The organism is Pseudoalteromonas sp. S1609 (assembly GCF_005887255.1).
Classification (GTDB): Bacteria; Pseudomonadota; Gammaproteobacteria; order Enterobacterales; family Alteromonadaceae; genus Pseudoalteromonas.
The window spans coordinates 1-18,103 of sequence record NZ_PNDJ01000043.1 but is presented as its reverse complement, the minus strand read 5'-3'; the positions used below and the strand labels follow the sequence as shown (position 1 = coordinate 18,103).

The following is an 18,103-nucleotide window of genomic DNA, read 5'->3' as shown; positions in this document are numbered from 1 at the left end:
AACTTTTTGTTAACAAGTGTACTGAAACTAAAAAACCGTGAAACAAAAAATATTTCACGGTTCAATTCCCTGCAAAAGGGATGCTGTTTTAGCTTAGTCTACGCTTTTGCAAGCGCTGGTTTGTCTTTAAAGTACTTATACAAACCAATTAATGAGGCTGCAATCCAAAATATTTCAATCACAAAGCTCGCTAAGTTAAAGTTATAACAAAGACTGATAAGCAACAAAATAGCGCCGCTTAGATTCATTAAATTATACGTCAAACTTTTTGGCGATACTTTATTTAGTTGCAGTAAAAAAAACGAACCAACCACTAAAAAAGTGCCACTCATACCAACAATATCAAATAAAAGTGCAATCACACGTCTATCCTTTTCCATTTAAAACCCAACTGACTGGCCCAATCCATGGGGAGGGTTTTTTTCAATCATTGAAACAGCAAAACCAGCGAAGTTTACCAGTGAAAAAAAAGCACACAAGGGCTTATGTCCGCCTCTTGATAGGTTGGATTAAATAGCCAGTTTATTTAAAAGTGACTTTACCACCTATCATTTTATAAGCGGCAGTCCCTCTTATGATCGCCGGACGTGCAAAAGGTCGTTCGCAGCCAGGGCATACACATTCAGTATGAGTGTGATCTTGGGTTATTCGTTCTATAAAACATTTTACCAACGCCCCTTTGCCCCCTTTACGATATTTAAATAAAGGCGCTTTGCACGCAGAACAAAATATATCGACCGTTTTTGTAGGCCCTTTTTTATTGGGCTTAGCCATACTACCTCAATGGTTATTTTACGATTACTAAGGCGTATATGCTATCACATGATAGAAGAGAAATTGATGGGAGTAAGCATTACTGATCAGAGTTATTATTGATTAGGTAATTATGTTAAAAATATTGTGTTATTAAACTTTATTAGCTAAACGTATTAATTGAGCCGACAGTACATTCATACAAAAGGGCTTTATAATAAACCCTGATACCTTTGCATTAATTATCTTTTTTACAGTCTCAGAATTGTCTTCACAGGTCACCATAAGTACGGGAAGCTGAGCATGCTCAGTATCGTTTCTAATCGCATCAAGTAAGTTTAGACCATCCATTTTTGGCATATGTAAATCTGTTATAACCAAATCTATGAGTTGATTTTGCAGTATAGTTAATGCTTGCTGACCGTCGGTTGCTTCAACAATGTCTTTATAATCTAACTGCCTCAACATATTAATGAGCACATGGCGCATTAATGGCATGTCATCAACAACTAATATTCTCATACGAATGATTAACCAAAGTAGGTGCAAACAAATTTTTATCAAACTGAATTAACAAAAACTGTTATAGGTAGTATCTAAATTAGTTAACTATAGCTATTGAAGCAAATAATCAGTTTTATTTACACTTTGCAAGTTTGATAATAGAGCATTTAAAAATTACCAAACGAAGCTTGAATAAGCCCAGCTAAGCATGCTGGACTGAGTGCAATTTCAAGCCCTCGCTTACCGGCACTCACATAAATAGTATCAAAGTCTAATGCGCTTGAGTGTATGTAGGTTTTTAAGCGCTTTTTTTGTCCAAGCGGGCTAACGCCTCCCAAAATATACCCTGTACTTGCCTGTACTTTTTGCGGCTCTGCCAGCATTACTTTTTTAACTGCGCAGAGCCTAGCCAATTGCTTCAAATTAATCTGCTGAGTAACTGGCGTCACAGCAACAATTAGTTGTTGTTCTGAGGTTTCTAACACCAATGTTTTAAATACTTGAGCGCTATTAAGATTTAGCTTTTCAACTGCTTCAAGGCCGTAATTAGTATTGTTTACATCGTGCTCATAGCTAAGTACGTCAAATTTAATTCGGGATTTTTTTAGCTGTTCTATCGCTGGGGTCATCTGATAAAATCCTCAATAAATTTCTGCTAACTTACCATACTAAACAAAAAACGGCGCTTGAAGAAGCGCCGTTTTTACCTAAGTTCTGTTGACCCTAATAATTACTTAGTTAGGTCATCAAAAAACTTTTTAACACCATCAAAAAAGCCTTGCTCTTTTGGACGGTTCTTTGAGCTATCTTTGCCCATGCTTTCTTCAAGTTCAGTAAGCAGCTCGCGTTGACGCTCGTTAAGGTTCACTGGTGTCTCAATCACCACTTTACAAATTAAGTCACCTTGAGCACCACTGCGTACAGACTTAACACCTTTACCACGCATACGAAACATTTTACCCGTTTGTGTTTCTGACGGTATTTTAAGTTTCGCACGGCCATCTAATGTTGGCACTTCAATTTCACCGCCAAGGCCTGCTGTAGTAAAGCTAATAGGCACTTCACAGTATAAATTGTTCGCTTCACGAACAAATATCTTATGTTCACGAACCGACACTTGCACATACAAATCACCTGCTGGTGCGCCATGCATACCTGCTTCACCTTCGCCAGATAAACGAATACGGTCACCTGTATCAACACCTGCTGGAATTTTTACCGATAGTGTTTTGGTTTTCTCTACGCGGCCTTGACCATGACATTTGTTACAAGGATCTGAAATAATTTGACCTTGTCCATGACATGTTGGACATGTTTGTTGTACAGCAAAAAAGCCTTGGCGCATTTGTACTTGGCCTGCACCGTGACAGGTTGTACATGTTTTTGGTTTAGAACCCGCTTTGGCACCGCTGCCGTCACACGGGTCACAACTAACCCAAGTCGGTACTTTAATTTCAACGTCTTTACCACGAACCGCTTCTTCTAAGCTTAAGTCCATGTTGTAACGTAAATCGGAACCACGTTGCTGGCGAGATTGACGTCGGCCACCGCCGCCACCAAAAATATCACCAAATACGTCACCAAAAATATCACCAAAGTCACCTTGGCCGCCGCCAAAGCCACCGTGACCACCGCCACCACCTTGTTCGAAGGCTGCATGGCCATATTGGTCATACATTTGACGTTTTTGATCGTCCGTTAATATTTCGTAGGCTTCCTTTACTTCCTTAAACTTGGTTTCAAGGTCTTTATCACCGGCGGTACGATCTGGATGATATTTCATCGCTAAGCGTTTATACGCTTTTTTTATGTCTCGCTCACTCGCATCTTTGCTTACGCCGAGGACTTCGTAATAATCGCGTTTTGACATATCTATCACACTACTCTTTTCTATATGCAGCGCTAGCTGCTGGACAAACCGATAAATCATATCGATTTATCATTGAATTTTTAAAGCACTTTACTTACATCTCTTACATGCAAAAGGCGCGTTAAGCTTTAGCCTACGCGCCTCAGGTGTTCATCCTAACTTAAACACGCAATGTAGTCATGGTGTTTTCGGTTAGCGAGAAGCGTTAGTAACAATTACTTGTCGTCTTTAACTTCTTCGAACTCTGCATCAACAACATCGTCGTCTTGCTTAGCAGACTGTTGTTGCTCTGCACCGGCATCACCACCTGCTTGTTGTGCTTTAGCTTGGGCAATTTCCATTAGTTTTTGAGACTTTTCAGCAAGTGCTTGTGTTTTAGCTTCAATTTCTGCTTTGTCGTCGCTCTTAATTGCTCCTTCAAGGTCAACAACAGCCGCTTCAATTGCTTCTTTGTCTTCGCTTGGTAGTGCATCACCCGCTTCTTCAACTTGTTTACGTGTACCGTGAACAAGTGCGTCAGCTTGGTTACGTGCAGCCACTAACTCTTCAAACTTTTTATCGTCTTCAGCATGTGCTTCTGCATCGCGAACCATTTTTTCAACTTCTTCATCACTTAAACCTGAAGACGCTTGAATGGTGATTTTTTGCTCTTTACCTGTGTCTTTATCTTTAGCAGATACATGTAAGATACCATCCGCATCCACATCGAATGTTACTTCGATTTGTGGTGTACCACGTTGTGCTGGGCGAATACCTTCTAGGTTAAATTGACCTAGAGATTTATTGTCGCTTGAACGTTTACGCTCACCTTGTAGCACATGAATGGTTACCGCAGATTGGTTATCTTCTGCTGTTGAGAATGTTTGCGATTTCTTAGTAGGAATCGTCGTGTTTTTCTCAATCAGTGCCGTCATTACTGAACCCATCGTCTCAATACCTAGAGATAATGGTGATACGTCTAGTAATAGTACGTCTTTCACATCGCCTGCAAGTACACCACCTTGAATCGCTGCACCTACTGCAACTGCTTCATCAGGGTTAACGTCTTTACGTGGCTCTTTACCGAAGAACTCTGCTACTGTTTTTTGAACAAGTGGCATACGAGTTTGACCACCCACTAGAATGATATCGTTGATATCGTTCACAGATAGGTCTGCATCAGCAAGTGCACGCTTAAGAGGTTCAATTGACTTAGTCACTAAGTCTTCAACTAATGACTCAAGCTTAGCACGTGTTAATTTTACGTTCATATGCTTAGGACCAGACGCATCAGCGGTTACATACGGAAGGTTTACTTCTGTAGATTGTGCTGATGAAAGCTCAATTTTTGCTTTCTCTGCTGCTTCTTTAACACGTTGCATAGCAAGTGGGTCAGTTTGTAAATCGATACCTTGATCTTTCTTAAATTCAGCTACTAGGTAGTTGATAACACGGTTATCGAAATCTTCACCACCTAAGTGGGTGTCACCGTTAGTCGCTAGAACTTCAAATGTGTGCTCGCCTTCAACTTCATCAATTTCAATAATTGATAAATCGAAAGTACCACCACCTAAGTCATATACCGCTACTACGTTTTCGCCACGGTTTTTATCCATACCGTATGCAAGTGCAGCTGCCGTTGGCTCATTAATGATACGTTTAACTTCAAGACCCGCAATACGGCCAGCATCTTTGGTTGCTTGACGTTGTGAATCGTTAAAGTATGCCGGTACTGTGATTACCGCTTCAGTTACTTCTTCACCTAAGAAGTCTTCAGCTGTTTTCTTCATTTTTTTCAGTACTTCAGCAGAAATTTGTGGTGCAGCGCGTTTTTCGCCGCCCGCTTCAACCCATGCATCGCCATTATCAGCTTTGATAATTTTGAAAGGCATGATGCCGATATCACGTTGTACTTCTTCGTCTTCAAAACGACGACCAATTAAACGCTTAATTGCGAACAATGTGTTTGTTGGGTTAGTTACCGCTTGACGTTTTGCAGGTTGACCTACTAAAGTCTCACCGTCTTGCGTGTAAGCAATAATAGACGGGGTTGTGCGATCGCCTTCCGCATTTTCAATAACACGTGCTTTGTCACCATCAAGTACTGCAACACAAGAGTTAGTAGTACCTAAATCGATTCCAATAATTCTACCCATGAATCTTCTCCAACTTCTAAATTCGTTAATACGTTCGATGACTAGTTAATAGGGATGCCACAAACTTAATTCAACTGTAAAAATGAAAAAAAATTCATTTTTTTTAATTTATTTACTAAATAACCCTAAAAAGAGTAAGGATTGTTCATTTTTTGTTATTTAGCAGGGTCTTTATTATCTGGTCTGATGAGTTTGTGTGTGATATAAATTTAATAAATAACATCAAAAGGACATTATTTGTGCACTTTGAACAATTATTACAACTCGCCTCTCAAGTAAGTCAGAAAACAGGCCCAGAAATCAATACCATGCAGTTTCCTGCTAATTGGTGCCAAGGTCGAACTGCTTTTGGCGGTCTCTCTGCGGCGCTTCTTTATCAAGCAATGCGCAATAAAGTTGACTCATCAAGACGACTGCTTTCTTTAAGCACAAACTTTGTAGGCCCTTTGTTGGCTGAAAAGCCATTTTCTTTGTCGGTAGAAATATTACGTGAAGGGAAAAGTAGTACCCAAGTGCTCGCCAAAGCCATTCAAGATGACGCAGTATGCGTTATTGTGCAGGCCTGTTTTGCTAAAAATCGTAATTCATCAATTAATGTACCGGTATCAAAGTCGCTAAGCTTACACCCTGTGAACGAACGCCACTGTTTAGGATTTGTGCCCGGGCAAATGCCAGAGTTTTTCCAACATGTTGATTTATGCCCTCAACAAGGAGCCATGCCGTTTAGCAGTGCTGAAACCTCTCATTTAGGTGGTTGGATGCGCTTTAAACATACGCCAGAAGTAATTACAGAAGCCCATGTTATTGCCCTTACTGACGCATGGCCGCCAACCTTGCTGCAAATGTTTAAACAACCAGCACCGGCAAGTAGTATGTCGTGGTATTTAGAATTTGTGCAAGCGCCTAGCTTAGCACCGGGTGAATGGTTAGGCTTTGAAGCAATCACTCATCATTCAAAAGATGGCTACGGACTTGAAGATGGCTGTATTTGGTCGCAATCGGGCGAGCTTATTGCGCTCACCCGCCAAACCGTGGCTTTATTTGATTAACAATTAAAAACGAGTGAAGTCGCGCTGGGTATATTGTTTATCTAAATTAAGCATTATAGTGCGATATTCACCGCTTTGAATTATGTTGGCTAAGCCTTTGTCAAACTGCTGTCTCAGCAAATCATTATTAAAATACGCAGGCCTTGCCGCAGATGGAAAAATAGCATGGATAACAAAATCTTTTGTGGCATTGGTTTTTTGATATTCCTTTAAGTAGTAAAGGAATATGCGTCTATCGAGAATAATCGTATCAACCCAGCCTGCCATTAAATGGTGAATCTGCGCTTGTTGATTAAGTACTTCTTCGTACCCTCTCAAGTTCTCTAAGTTGTGGCCAAACTCTTTTGGTAAATAAGCGGGGGCGTTTTGAAATGCTAAAACGCTTTTAGTGGCCAAATCGTAAATCGTATTAATAGTGAAGTTACTCTTTTTAAGACTCACCACTACATTCTCATAACTGACAACAGATTGGCTTCGATATATGCCAGTAATTAAAATACCCGAATAATTTAATGCAATATCGACATGCCCTCGGTTCAATAAAGCATCGGCACGCTGATTTGACATATATTGCACATCAACCTTATTTATATTTTGGTTACTAAGTGCTGCTTTTACAATCTCGAGCTGAATACCTGAATCATTTTCACTTATTACATAAGGTGCAACTGTAGGGTTAGCAGCAATAGTAACTCGCTGCTGATTAATACCTTTAACAAATGCCAAGCTATCGCCACATAAGCACACTAAGGCTAATAAAAATACCACTTTCACACTATCACCTAATCCGTTTTTATTTTCAGTTGTTGGGGTTACTTTTCTTATTATATTGTTAGTAATTTAGCCGCAGTGTTTGTATTTAGCTATTAATTATAGCAATATTTAAATTATTGAATTAACTATAAGCTAACATTTTGCAAACTGCCTGCCCAAGCTGTGATCTTATCATTGATATTCCCGACATTAATGCCAAACAGGTTGCGGTGTGTCCTCGCTGTAACCACAAAATTTGCGGTGTTAATGTTAACCATGATACCGAAATAGTCGCATTAAGCTTCAGCGCACTGCTGATGTTACTCAGCAGTATGTTTTATCCGTTTATTTCTTTTAGTAGCAACGGTATTACCCAAACAATTACCCTACCTGACGCTGCTCGCATTCTATTTAATTATGATAGTGACCTGCTCGGCCTGTTTATTGATATCAGCATTATTATTCTGCCTATGAGTTTGCTCATTATATTGATCCCTTTACATTTAGGGGTACTCAAAGCGCTACCACAAGCGCTCGCCAGAAGGCTATTAAAGTTTACCTTAACCCTTGAGCCTTGGATCATGTCAGAAATCTTTTTGATTGGTGTTTTGGTCAGTATGGTAAAAATAATGTCATTGGCTGAGGTTAGTTTTGGTACCAGCTTTTTTGCCTATGTGGGATTTGTAATTTTTTATGTTAGTGCGTTAACACGGCTAAATCGTGCAAGGTTGTGGTCGCAGGTAAGCCCGACAACTCGGCTTCAAAGTAGTGCAGGCGCAGAACGTGCAATAGACGATAATATAAAAGCCTGCCATGTTTGCCACCAATTGAGTGTTGATTTAACCTGCCCTCGTTGCCATAGTAAAACCTACTTAAGAAACCCCTACAGCGTTCAAAAAGCAGCAGCTTGGCTAGTTACCTCCGTAATTTGTTATATCCCCGCGAATTTACTGCCCATTATGTACACTATCAGCCTTGGGGATGAAACCCCTGCCACGCTTATTTCTGGTGTTATTACTTTATGGAATAGTGGCTCGTACCCAATTGCGCTGATTATCTTTTTTGCAAGTGTGGTGGTGCCATTAGCGAAAGCGCTCATTTTAAGTTTTTTATGTTTTATGGTTACAAAACCCGCCAACCTGCATACAAAAGGTTACACAAAAGTGTATCAACTTACTGAATTTATAGGAAAATGGTCTATGATTGATGTGTTTGTTGTGGCTATATTAGTTGCATTAGTGCAGCTAGGTAATTTGATGTCGGTTATACCGGGTTTAGGCATCGTCTTTTTTACTGTTATGGTATTATGCCAAATGATGGCAGCACACGCATTTGACCCTCGTTTACTGTGGGATTCACCTAAAAATAAAAACGCAGAGAATAAAGCATGACTAAAACAGCCAACGTAGCACAAAAAACACGTATTTCTGCGATTTGGATTATTCCCGTGGTTGCCTTATTGGTAGGTATTTGGATGCTTTATCAATACCAATTAAATAAAGGTCAAACAATCTATATTTCTATGCCGCAAGCCGAGGGCATTGTTGCCGGTAAAACAGAAATTAAAGTACGTAGTGTTAAAATAGGACAAATTGATCACGTCCGTCTTTCTGACAGCCAAGACAGTGTTATTGCACGGGCACAAATAGATAAAAACTACGATAACTTGCTTACTGAAGATGCCCGTATTTGGGTGGTAAAACCTCGTATAGATGAAACAGGCATTAGTGGCATGAGCACTTTGCTCTCAGGCGTTTATTTAGAGTTTTCGCCAGGCGAAAGTAAACAACTAAAGAAGCAGTTTAAACTTCAAGAGGAACCCGCATTAATAGGCAAAGATGTTCAAGGTGGCCGTTTTAAGTTACTCAGTTACAATGCAGAAGTACTTGATGTCAGTACTGGCATATTTTTTAAAAACTATAAAATAGGCCAAATAGAAACCGCTACTTTTGATTGGAAAAACCAAGCAATGCAATACGGTATTTTTATTAAAGCCCCCTATGAGAACTTGATCACCTTAAACTCTATTTTTTGGGTTAACTCAGGTATAGAAATAGATCTTTCCGCAGATGGTATCAACATTAACACTGGTTCTTTAAGCAAATTATTGAAAGGGGGGATCTCTGTCGGACTACCTGAGCAGCAGGCTCCTGGCGATTTAGCGCAAGACGGCCATAGCTTTTCTTTAAGCCAAAGTTACAAACAAGCTCTAGAAGAGCGCTTTTATGATTTTGATTATTACCTTATTGAATTTGAACAATCTATTCGAGGGTTACGTGTAGGTGCCCCAGTAGAGTATCGCGGTACACGCGTAGGTACTGTGGTTGAAGCACCCGCCAATGTAATTATAGATGGTAAGCCCGCCCATTTTCGCGCTAAAAACACTGCGGTTCCGGTATTAATAAAAGTCGAATATGGACGTTTATACCACAACAACGCCTTAGCTAAAGAGTATTGGAAATCAAGCATAATCGAGTGGATAAAAAATGGTATGAGGGCATCATTAAAGCCAGGAAATTTGTTAACCGGTGCAGTTTATGTTGATTTTGACTTTTATACCGACACCCCTAAAAGCGAACTTAAAAAGCTTGCTCAATATGATGTATTTCCTAGTGTATCGAGCGGTATAACCGTGCTTGCTGACCAAGTGTCTGATGTACTGAATAAGGTAAATAATTTAAAAATTGAAGACAGCTTGGCAAAAATGCAAACAACTTTCAGCGAGTATCAAGCGTTGGCCAGTGAAATGCGCACATTATTAAGTAAACCTGACACCCAAAATTTACCCGGTGACTTTAATCGTAATCTCGAAAAAATAACCAAAAGCATGGAACAGTTTGAAATAACCATGCGTCAATTCGATAAAACCATGGCAAGCTATCAAGCAGGCTCACAAATGCACCACCAGCTTGAACAAACACTGCTGCAAATTAAACGTTTATCTGAAGAATTCCAACCACTTACTCGTGGTTTAAACGAACAGCCTAACATGCTCATTTTTGATAAGTCACTGCCTAGTGACCCGCAACCGAGGAAACAATAATGAAAGCACTATTTTTACTTTTAACAAGTGTTCTCTTTATCAGTGGTTGTAGTTCGGCTATTCAAACTGCAACTCAATATTACCAATTTGAACAACCCATAACTGACTCTTCGCGAAATGTGCAAAATACAAAAGCACAACTCAGGGTGCACACAGTTACCTTAAGGGGGGCATTGAATAACCGTGGTATTTCTATGAAAGTAGATAATAATCAAGTTCATGCTGCTAATTATCACTTGTGGGGCGAATCGCCGGATGTAATGCTTACAACAACTGCGCAACAAACATTATTTAATGCCATGAGCAACTGGATGGTTATAAAAGGATTGCCGGTCATTACCGACCAACAACAACAAATATTTTATGAAATAGAATATGAATTACATCACTTTAACGGCGATCTGCAAGGTAACGCAGATATCTCAGGGTTATGGCGTTTGTACTATACCTACCCAGAATCAGGCAGACGTTTAATAAGCATTCATAACTTCTCAAATGTTATGCCAATAGATGACGATGGCTACAATTCATTAGTCGCGACCCTTGAAAAAATGTGGCTAGAGATAAATTCAAATGTGGCGAACACAATTGAAAAAACAAGACTCAATCATAAATAAACACTTTGATGGTGGTTTTATCAGCATTGATTACTGCCTTACCCACCTCAGTAAAACCCAGTTTATATAGTACATTTTGAGATCCTAAATTAGCCGTTGAAGTAATTGCGCATACATCTTTTATACCTAATTTATGCCTGTTATATAAAAGTATTGTAGCTGCTTCAAAAATATATCCCTTTTTTTCAAAGCCGACTTTTAACGCAAACCCTAAATCGGGATGTTGCATAGTCGCTCGCTGATAAAAACCAACAATACCAACCACAGTTTCATCATGGAGTGTGATCATATAAGGCCCAAAACCGTGCTCTTTATGGGCAGCTATAAAGCTGTCTTTGATGTATTTTTTAGCGTCGTCTAGGGTATAAATACCTTTATCACCAATGTATTTAATAAAGTTGGCCTGATTAACTAACTTAAGTAACTCCGCCGCATCTGCTATTTGTGCGAAGCGTAAGAGTAAACGTTCAGTTCTAAAAGCAATATTCAAAATAACTCCTTGGAGTTCAATACTATAATTTAACGACATTAAAACAAAACCCAATCAACAATGACTGGGTTTTTTGGTTTTAGAGTAATTTCAAACTTACTTTTGCAATTTTATATCGCTGTAGTAATCATCTAAACTCGTCACTTTAGTTTGATTTGGCAAATCAGCAAACTCGCTATCACTAAACTTAGTACCGCGTAGCTGCACATTTAAACGTGCTGCTTTTGGGTTTAACATTGTTTGCTGGTAGTAATCTTTAATATCAGCAAGGGTGACTTTTTCCACCTCTGCAATTAATTTTTGTCTTGAATCAAAATCAAAGTTTTCACGATACCAATCGTTAATCAATGGACTCATTTCGTCGCTTAAATTCTTTGGCTGTTCTTTTAACGAAACCAAAGTTGCATTTTTAAGCTGTGCAAATGTTTCCTCACTCATGGCATTAAGCTCAGAAGCGTACTCTTTTTTAAACTTGTCAAAGCGCACTTGAATGTCTTTAGGCCCTTTCACCGGTGTTTGGATAAATAAACCAATACCTGAGTAATCTTCAATGGGACGCGCTAATGCGCCTACTGCATAAGCAAGTTGCTCTTCAGTACGCATTTTATCAAAGGCGATTGTTCTAAAGTGACCTTGCAATACTGCTGCCTGAGCTTTTTGTTTGTAACCAGGTATTGGGTGAATGGTCATATCGACCACCGCTACATCGGCTACATCAATATCTTTGTGCAACACACGCGCTTCACCCGGTTGCGGTAACCACGCTTTACTGCGTGCAAACTCCGTTTGAGTATGTGTGCTTGGTAAGATAGCCGCTAACTCAGCAGCAATAGCATCAATGTCTTTTTGGTTGTAGTTACCGTAGCTAAATACACGTAAGTTATTATTTGCTAAGGTGCTTTGCTTTAAAGTGTGTAAATCAGCAAGCGTTAATGTTTTTGCAGCCTTAATTAGCGCTTCTGTATCAAAACTACCAGTACGAGTCAGCTTAGAATACTCACCAAATGCTTGTGCATACGGGAACTGTTTTTGTTGATTCAGTAAATCTCGCTGATAACGGTCAATCGCTTGATTAAACGCTTGTGCTGAAATTTCAGCATCAAACCCAGCTAACGCTTGTTTAAGTAAAATATCTTGTTTATCGGTAAAACCACTTAACGATAGCACCAACCCATTACTTGAGCTTAAATTAACGTTCATACCAGCAACGGCAGCTTCAGTTCGTAACTGACTTAATTGAGTGTTATACAGATCAGCCCAAACAGAATAAAGTACGGTTGAGTTAATATCATGCAAACCTGTTTGCGTATTGATATACACCTCAACTAATCCCTTGGGTTGCTCTGCAAACTGCTGACTTGCTTGGCGCCAAATTTTTACGCCGTTTTTATCGTAGCTAAGCTCAGGATGCTTCTGCTCTTTAAAGGCTTGCGTTTTAATTGCAAAACTCTCTGGCAGTAAATTGTTAACACTTGGCAATGCTAAATTAAAATCACTTGGTTTTTCCCAGCTGGCAATTTCTGCATCGCTAATATCATTAATTTTATATTTGCCATCGTAAAAATGCAGCTCAGAATCTGTATCTTCCTGTTGAGAAATATACCAGATGCGAAGTGTATCGGCATTAAGTTGCTTAAGTACATTGTTCACCGCATCAGCATCAAATTGAGCATAGTAGTACGGTGCGTTTATCGCATGATTTAACGGGTAATCTTGCATGCTTTGAGTCAACGCACTAACGTAGTTAAACTCATCGCCCTTTTCTAAAAATTTAAACTGATTGTTTAAAGAGGTGCGAATTTCATTAAAGTATTTACTATTAACGCCCTCACGCTTAATCAAGTCAATGTATTGCATAATTGTCGCAACAATTGACTCGCGGTTTTTCATACCTTCATCAGTCAGCTCTATATTCACGTTCAAAGAACCGTAGTTGCCATATTGATTTGGAGAGGCCGAAGCGGATAACTGCGATACCCACCCTTTATCACGTAATAATTGTGCTGGACTACCTGGCATTTCATTACTTAGTAAATAAGCAACAAAGCGATTAGGTTTTACTGCAAATTCAGTTTGATTATTAGCAATTGTGAAATCGAGCTGTAGTTGTTTAACGTCTTCATTTGGTGAGTAAAAAACACGTTTTCCACCGGCATTATCAAAATCTAAGCTCGCAGTAACGCGAGGTTTTTCAATATTTTTATTTTCAATGTCAGCAAAGTATTTTTGTGCTTTTTTCTGCATTTCTGCAATCGGTAAATTAGAAATCAGCGCCACTTTCATAATATTTGATGAATAATATTTATTATAAAAATCAACCGTTTCTTTGTGTAAAGAACTATCCGCTTTGTCACCTAGTGTTTCAAGGTTACCAATTAAGAATCGGTTAGCTGGGTGTTCCCCCATCATTTTACGTGCTAATTTAAATTGGCCAAAAAAGTCCATTTCACGACGCATTGACCACTCAGCATTCACTGCGTTTTTTTCTTTTTCTGTGTATTCTGGGTAAAGCTTAGGGGCTTTAAAAAAGTCTGAAAAGCGGTCTAAGCCTTCTTCAAACGCATCGTTATTAATTTTAAACATGTAGTTGGTAATATCGAGCCAAGTATAAGCATTATGCGCACCACCATTTTTAGTCATAAAATCGGAGTACCCTTTGGTATCAGGGTATCGTTCAGTGCCTAAAAACAACATATGTTCTAGGTAATGCGCCATACCTTGTTGGCTCATTGGGTCATGTAACAGACCTACACCTACACTCAGTGAAGCAGCAGATTTTTCAGCGCTTGGATCAGAGACTAAAATCACTTCAATATCGTTAGCAAGTTTCAAGGTTTTATATTCACGGTTATCATTAGGGCTAACAACGAGCGTTGGTGACAACAGTGATGTTTGTGAAGATTGAGAAAGAGTGGCGGTATTCGAACAACCGCTTAATATTGCCAGTGCAATTGCACTTAAGCCGATGACGTGTCTCATTTTAATTATATCCATTGCTGTTAAATACGTGTTTAGTGTTACAAAAATACTAAATCAGGAATAAACTACCATCATCAAGTAATACTATGCTACTAATTAGTACTTAATTGTGTAACACATTGTGAATAGTAATCAAATAATCAATAAGGTAAGTTATGGAAAAGATAATAATAATGGCCATGTTTGTGCAGGTAACACTTTCATTAGTTGTTATGGTGATTATGGGAAAACGTCGTTTTGCAGCGGCCAAAAATAAACAGATACAGTTAAATGATTTTGCCGCTATGCGCCTTGATAATGCGGGCGATTATGTCAGAGTTGCTGATCGTAACTTTAGCAACCAATTCGAAATACCTGTGCTTTTTTATGCGGGATGTTTACTTGCTTTACAGCTTAATATGGCGAGTGTCAGTATTGCAGTACTTGCCTGTTTATTTGTCGCTACACGAATTATTCACAGCATCATTCACCTGGGTAGTAATCATTTAAGAGCCCGTTTTAGAGTGTTTTTACTAGGCTGCTTATCTGTGTTTGTAATGTGGATTTTGCTAGTGCTGGGTGTACTTTACCACTAAAAAATAACGGCGAATTTAACAATTCGCCGTTATTTTTTATAAGTTTATTTTGTACGTTTTAATCGAGGTGCTACTAGCAGTAGTGCACCTAATAACCACGCTACACTACCACTAGAGTCTGAAGTTTTTGGTGGTGTAACTTCTACGTTATCAATTAATGTATTTTCTTTAGGTGTCAAGTTTTGTGCTGAATTAGGATCATCATCAAGCACAACCACACTTTGAATTGATACCAAGTTTTGATTACTAATAACTAAATTTTCATCTGAACATTGGGCTTGAGTAATACCAACTAATGGTACCTCTGAACAATGGACTAAGGCAGCAATTTTATTTAAGGTTTCTTGACTTTGCGCAGTGACTTGTCCAAACACGGTAAAACCACCATTTTGTAAATCTAAGTTTTGGCTGTTATCACTCATGTTAAAAAACCATTGGCTGGTAGCGCTGTTTTCATTACCGCCCTGTTTTGCCATAGCAATGGTGCCTTTAACATTTGAATAAATAGGTTCGTTAATAACCGAAGGTTTGGTTGTAATTGGATCCATTTTATCAGAAAAAGTAAACCCCCCTCCTTGAATGATAAACTTATCAATAGAGCGATGTATTACCGTTTGATTATATGCAGCATCATCAACATAACTTAGGAAATTTTCTACTGTTTTAGGAGTTTGTTGATCAAACAAGTTAATTTGTATCGTTCCCTGGCTCGTTTGCATTTCGACTATAGTTGCAGTGCTTGAAAAACTTGTTGCAGTTAAAATTGACGCTAAGATAAGCTTCTTCATTATTTTTCCTATTTTTATTGTCATTAGAATTAATATTTTATGCATCATAGAATAGTGCTATTTATTTTGTAAATCGATATATAAGTATTTAACGCTACAATTCATAGCAAGTTAATTACATCGCAGTTACAACTGTTTACATTTTTATTTTAAACACGTTATGGATAATTAATTGCCTGTGTGCCTGGTGTACATTACGGTTACTCTTTTTAATTAATTTTAAACCTTGCAAGGTATTTAAAAAGCCCCTTATCAATCACTCTTTTTTTGTTATTATCAATCAGGGACTGTTGCCATTTAAAGGTCATTAGGCCCTAACACAGTGATAGGAGTACATGAAATGACTAATAACACGACTATTTGTGATTTTGGATTACATAAAGGTGAGCCATACACCCAATTGCCCGTGAGCTTTTTGAAATGGATGATTGATGTTAATCATCAAAAATCTCAATATGCACGAGATGAACTTGCTCGAAGAAACAGGGTTGTAGAGCTGCAGCGTGAAACCACACAGGCTGAAAAAATATAAAGAAGTGCGTTTTTTTAAACTCGAACTAGTTTACACTAACCACCTACTAGATAGAGCTTTAATTCATCGATAGGTATCTTATGCGTACTCTTTTTTTTCTTGTTTTTTTTCTTGGTTTATCTGGCTGTGCTAGCGATTCTGTCAATAAACCTGCAGCACAGTATTTAACAGTTCTTCATACCAATGATAACCATGGTCGCTTTTGGCATAATGAAAAAGGCGAATATGGCATGGCAGCCCGTAAGACCCTAATTGACCAGTTAAGAGCAGAAGCAAAGACACAGGGACATCAGGTGTTATTGTTATCAGGCGGTGATATAAACACTGGTATTCCGGAGTCAGACCTACAATTTGCTGAGCCCGATTTTAAAGGTATGTCGAAAATCGGCTATGATGCAATGGCTCTGGGAAACCATGAGTTTGATAACCCAATAAGTGTATTAAACCAGCAACAAAAATGGGCTAACTTTCCTCTTTTATCGGCCAACATTTTCGATAAACAAACTAACGAAACAGTTTTTGAGCGCTATAAAATATTTAATAAAGGGAACTTAACCATTGCCGTTATTGGCTTAACAACAACGGATACCGCAAAAATTGGTAACCCACAATACATTGGCCATTTGGATTTTAAAGATCCGGTTAAAGTAACTGCCTCACTCACCCAAAAGCTAAGAGCAAAATATAACCCGGACATTACCATTGCAGTAACACATATGGGCCACTATGCAGATGCTAAAAATGGGATCAATGCCCCTGGTGATGTCACACTTGCTCGCTCTTTAGATAAAAATGCCCTTGATATGATTATTGGTGGACACTCTCAAGAGCCAGTGTGTATGGCTGCTAAAAATGTTACTGATGAGAACTTTAAACCGGGTTTAGCCTGTAAACCAGATCAGCAAAATGGGACATGGATAATGCAAGCCCACGAATGGGGTAAGTATGTGGGCAAAGCAGAATTTAAATTAGAAAACGGCCAATTATCTCTACTGAGTTACCAATTATTACCCGTTAATTTATATGTCGATAAAAAGCAACCAGACGGCAGCATAAAAGCCGTTCTAGCTGCAGATTACATTAAACCTGACTCTGCATTACAGACCTTTTTGGCAGCATACCAACAAAAGGGGGCTAAGCAAATTGAGGGGAAAATTGGCTTCGTCAATGACAGACTTGAGGGAGATCGTAACAAAGTACGCTTTGAGCAAACAAACCTTGCGCGCGTTATTATCCAAGCACAAATGAACACTGTAGGTGCCGATTTTGGTATTATCAGTGGTGGCGGTGTTCGCGATAGTATTAATGCGGGTGACGTGAGTTATAAAGATATACTTAAAGTACAACCTTTCAAAAACCGTGTCGCCTATATCGACTTTCAAGGCAGTGAAATCTTAACCTATTTAAATGTCGTGACACGCTTCCCACCAGACTCTGGTGCTTACATGCAATATCATAACTTAGCATTTGAATTAAAAGCTGGGCAGGTAACTAACGTATTTATCTCCGGCAAGCCACTTGATATAAACAAAACATACCGCATGAGTATTAATGAATATAACGCCTCAGGTGGCGATAATTATCCAAAAATCACAAAAATGGCCGGGTTTGTAAGCACCGATGAAACTGACTCGCAAGCTTTAAAACGGTTTTTTACTGAGCATAGCCCTGTTGATGCACGTGAATTTGCACCTAAGTAGTAATCTAGTGTGAACAATAATGAGTGTCATTAAAATGCTAATGGCACTCTTCATTAAGGTTTATGTGATAGCAAAGCTAGGGTCTGTTGACCTTTGCGGATTAATATTTGTTCAAACTAGGGGCAATTTAATCGCGGCGCGAGGTTTGTAACCTAGTGGGCTAAGTAAAAACCGAGCAACAAAGAGTTAATTGCCCCTAGGCAGAACCTTCGGGCAGCTTCTGTTTGGCATTGATGCAGCGTTATCGCCTATTTATGGGGAATAACCACACCACATAGGCTCTGCCTTGCCTAAATACCAAACAGACTGCTGCAA

Annotated in this window: 17 protein-coding genes; 7 read left to right on the top strand and 10 right to left on the bottom strand. The window is 38.9% G+C overall.

From position 1 onward, the window contains the following. Positions 1-98: 98 nt before the first annotated feature. From CWB76_RS11810 to dnaK, 6 genes are all read right to left on the bottom strand, one after another. The gene (locus CWB76_RS11810; RefSeq protein ID WP_010389010.1) at positions 99-362 is read right to left on the bottom strand and encodes a CBU_0592 family membrane protein; all 264 of its coding nucleotides are present in this window, start codon (positions 360-362) and stop codon (positions 99-101) included. Between the two features lie 160 nt (positions 363-522). Beyond that, the gene (locus CWB76_RS20295) at positions 523-774 is read right to left on the bottom strand and encodes a hypothetical protein (RefSeq protein WP_138607811.1); all 252 of its coding nucleotides are present in this window, start codon (positions 772-774) and stop codon (positions 523-525) included. A 132-nt stretch (positions 775-906) separates the two neighbouring features. Beyond that, positions 907-1,275 (bottom strand): response regulator, encoded by a 369-nt coding sequence (locus CWB76_RS11800; RefSeq protein ID WP_138607810.1) that lies wholly within the window; start codon positions 1,273-1,275, stop codon positions 907-909. Positions 1,276-1,424: 149 nt separating this feature from the next. Beyond that, positions 1,425-1,886, bottom strand: a complete 462-nt coding sequence (ybaK, locus tag CWB76_RS11795) for a Cys-tRNA(Pro) deacylase (protein ID WP_138607808.1) — start codon at positions 1,884-1,886, stop codon at positions 1,425-1,427. 101 nt (positions 1,887-1,987) lie between these two features. Further along, the gene (dnaJ, locus tag CWB76_RS11790) at positions 1,988-3,127 is read right to left on the bottom strand and encodes a molecular chaperone DnaJ (RefSeq protein WP_138608032.1); all 1,140 of its coding nucleotides are present in this window, start codon (positions 3,125-3,127) and stop codon (positions 1,988-1,990) included. Positions 3,128-3,342: 215 nt separating this feature from the next. Continuing rightward, positions 3,343-5,262, bottom strand: coding sequence for a molecular chaperone DnaK (gene dnaK, locus CWB76_RS11785; RefSeq protein ID WP_138607806.1), 1,920 nt, complete (start codon positions 5,260-5,262; stop codon positions 3,343-3,345). A 239-nt stretch (positions 5,263-5,501) separates the two neighbouring features. Between dnaK and CWB76_RS11780 the strand changes: the two genes are divergently transcribed. Next, on the top strand, positions 5,502-6,311 hold the full coding sequence (locus tag CWB76_RS11780; RefSeq protein WP_138607804.1) for an acyl-CoA thioesterase: 810 nt from the start codon (positions 5,502-5,504) through the stop codon (positions 6,309-6,311). Between the two features lie 3 nt (positions 6,312-6,314). Here CWB76_RS11780 and CWB76_RS11775 read toward each other — a convergent pair whose 3' ends face one another. Further along, positions 6,315-7,085 carry a substrate-binding periplasmic protein gene (locus tag CWB76_RS11775; protein WP_010389019.1) on the bottom strand — a complete coding sequence of 257 codons (771 nt, stop codon included), beginning with the start codon at positions 7,083-7,085 and terminating at the stop codon, positions 6,315-6,317. Between the two features lie 140 nt (positions 7,086-7,225). On the opposite strand from CWB76_RS11775, the gene CWB76_RS11770 reads away from it, so the two are divergent. Genes CWB76_RS11770 through CWB76_RS11760 form a run of 3 tightly spaced genes read left to right on the top strand, consistent with a single transcriptional unit; the run spans position 7,226 to position 10,724 of the window. Further along, complete coding sequence (locus CWB76_RS11770) at positions 7,226-8,455, top strand: paraquat-inducible protein A (RefSeq protein ID WP_138607802.1); 1,230 nt, start codon at positions 7,226-7,228, stop codon at positions 8,453-8,455. Continuing rightward, positions 8,452-10,107 carry an intermembrane transport protein PqiB gene (pqiB, locus tag CWB76_RS11765; protein WP_138607800.1) on the top strand — a complete coding sequence of 552 codons (1,656 nt, stop codon included), beginning with the start codon at positions 8,452-8,454 and terminating at the stop codon, positions 10,105-10,107. Before CWB76_RS11770 ends, pqiB begins: the two co-directional genes overlap by 4 nt. Then, positions 10,107-10,724 (top strand): PqiC family protein, encoded by a 618-nt coding sequence (locus CWB76_RS11760; RefSeq protein ID WP_138607799.1) that lies wholly within the window; start codon positions 10,107-10,109, stop codon positions 10,722-10,724. The genes pqiB and CWB76_RS11760 overlap by 1 nt, the downstream gene beginning before the upstream one ends. On the opposite strand, the gene CWB76_RS11755 is transcribed toward CWB76_RS11760, so the two are convergent. Both CWB76_RS11755 and CWB76_RS11750 read right to left on the bottom strand, forming a co-directional pair. Continuing rightward, positions 10,711-11,253, bottom strand: coding sequence for a GNAT family N-acetyltransferase (locus tag CWB76_RS11755; protein ID WP_502704763.1), 543 nt, complete (start codon positions 11,251-11,253; stop codon positions 10,711-10,713). The genes CWB76_RS11760 and CWB76_RS11755 overlap by 14 nt on opposite strands. 57 nt (positions 11,254-11,310) lie before the next feature. Further along, complete coding sequence (locus CWB76_RS11750) at positions 11,311-14,193, bottom strand: insulinase family protein (RefSeq protein ID WP_138607797.1); 2,883 nt, start codon at positions 14,191-14,193, stop codon at positions 11,311-11,313. Positions 14,194-14,348: 155 nt separating this feature from the next. Between CWB76_RS11750 and CWB76_RS11745 the strand changes: the two genes are divergently transcribed. Beyond that, entirely contained in the window at positions 14,349-14,768 is a 420-nt protein-coding gene (locus CWB76_RS11745; RefSeq protein ID WP_138607794.1) for an MAPEG family protein, read from the top strand. Between the two features lie 44 nt (positions 14,769-14,812). Here CWB76_RS11745 and CWB76_RS11740 read toward each other — a convergent pair whose 3' ends face one another. Beyond that, entirely contained in the window at positions 14,813-15,556 is a 744-nt protein-coding gene (locus CWB76_RS11740; RefSeq protein WP_138607792.1) for a peptidylprolyl isomerase, read from the bottom strand. Between the two features lie 340 nt (positions 15,557-15,896). Here CWB76_RS11740 and CWB76_RS11735 point away from each other — a divergent pair, with 340 nt between their 5' ends. Next, positions 15,897-16,088: a hypothetical protein gene (locus CWB76_RS11735; RefSeq protein WP_138607790.1), complete on the top strand. Its 192-nt coding sequence runs from the start codon at positions 15,897-15,899 to the stop codon at positions 16,086-16,088. A gap of 80 nt (positions 16,089-16,168) precedes the next feature. Next, the gene (gene ushA, locus CWB76_RS11730; protein ID WP_138607788.1) at positions 16,169-17,788 is read left to right on the top strand and encodes a bifunctional UDP-sugar hydrolase/5'-nucleotidase UshA; all 1,620 of its coding nucleotides are present in this window, start codon (positions 16,169-16,171) and stop codon (positions 17,786-17,788) included. Positions 17,789-18,103: the final 315 nt, after the last annotated feature.

What these genes read in the sequence shown, in the direction of transcription:
- dnaJ (WP_138608032.1), bottom strand. Translation starts at nt 3,127, where the DNA reads ATGTCAAAACGCGATTATTACGAAGTCCTCGGCGTAAGCAAAGATGCG.
- CWB76_RS11745 (WP_138607794.1), top strand. Translation starts at nt 14,349, where the DNA reads ATGGAAAAGATAATAATAATGGCCATGTTTGTGCAGGTAACACTTTCA.
- CWB76_RS11800 (WP_138607810.1), bottom strand. Translation starts at nt 1,275, where the DNA reads ATGAGAATATTAGTTGTTGATGACATGCCATTAATGCGCCATGTGCTC.
- dnaK (WP_138607806.1), bottom strand. Translation starts at nt 5,262, where the DNA reads ATGGGTAGAATTATTGGAATCGATTTAGGTACTACTAACTCTTGTGTT.
- ybaK (WP_138607808.1), bottom strand. Translation starts at nt 1,886, where the DNA reads ATGACCCCAGCGATAGAACAGCTAAAAAAATCCCGAATTAAATTTGAC.
- CWB76_RS11760 (WP_138607799.1), top strand. Translation starts at nt 10,107, where the DNA reads ATGAAAGCACTATTTTTACTTTTAACAAGTGTTCTCTTTATCAGTGGT.
- pqiB (WP_138607800.1), top strand. Translation starts at nt 8,452, where the DNA reads ATGACTAAAACAGCCAACGTAGCACAAAAAACACGTATTTCTGCGATT.
- CWB76_RS11750 (WP_138607797.1), bottom strand. Translation starts at nt 14,193, where the DNA reads ATGAGACACGTCATCGGCTTAAGTGCAATTGCACTGGCAATATTAAGC.
- CWB76_RS20295 (WP_138607811.1), bottom strand. Translation starts at nt 774, where the DNA reads ATGGCTAAGCCCAATAAAAAAGGGCCTACAAAAACGGTCGATATATTT.
- CWB76_RS11735 (WP_138607790.1), top strand. Translation starts at nt 15,897, where the DNA reads ATGACTAATAACACGACTATTTGTGATTTTGGATTACATAAAGGTGAG.
- ushA (WP_138607788.1), top strand. Translation starts at nt 16,169, where the DNA reads ATGCGTACTCTTTTTTTTCTTGTTTTTTTTCTTGGTTTATCTGGCTGT.
- CWB76_RS11755 (WP_502704763.1), bottom strand. Translation starts at nt 11,253, where the DNA reads ATGTCGTTAAATTATAGTATTGAACTCCAAGGAGTTATTTTGAATATT.
- CWB76_RS11740 (WP_138607792.1), bottom strand. Translation starts at nt 15,556, where the DNA reads ATGAAGAAGCTTATCTTAGCGTCAATTTTAACTGCAACAAGTTTTTCA.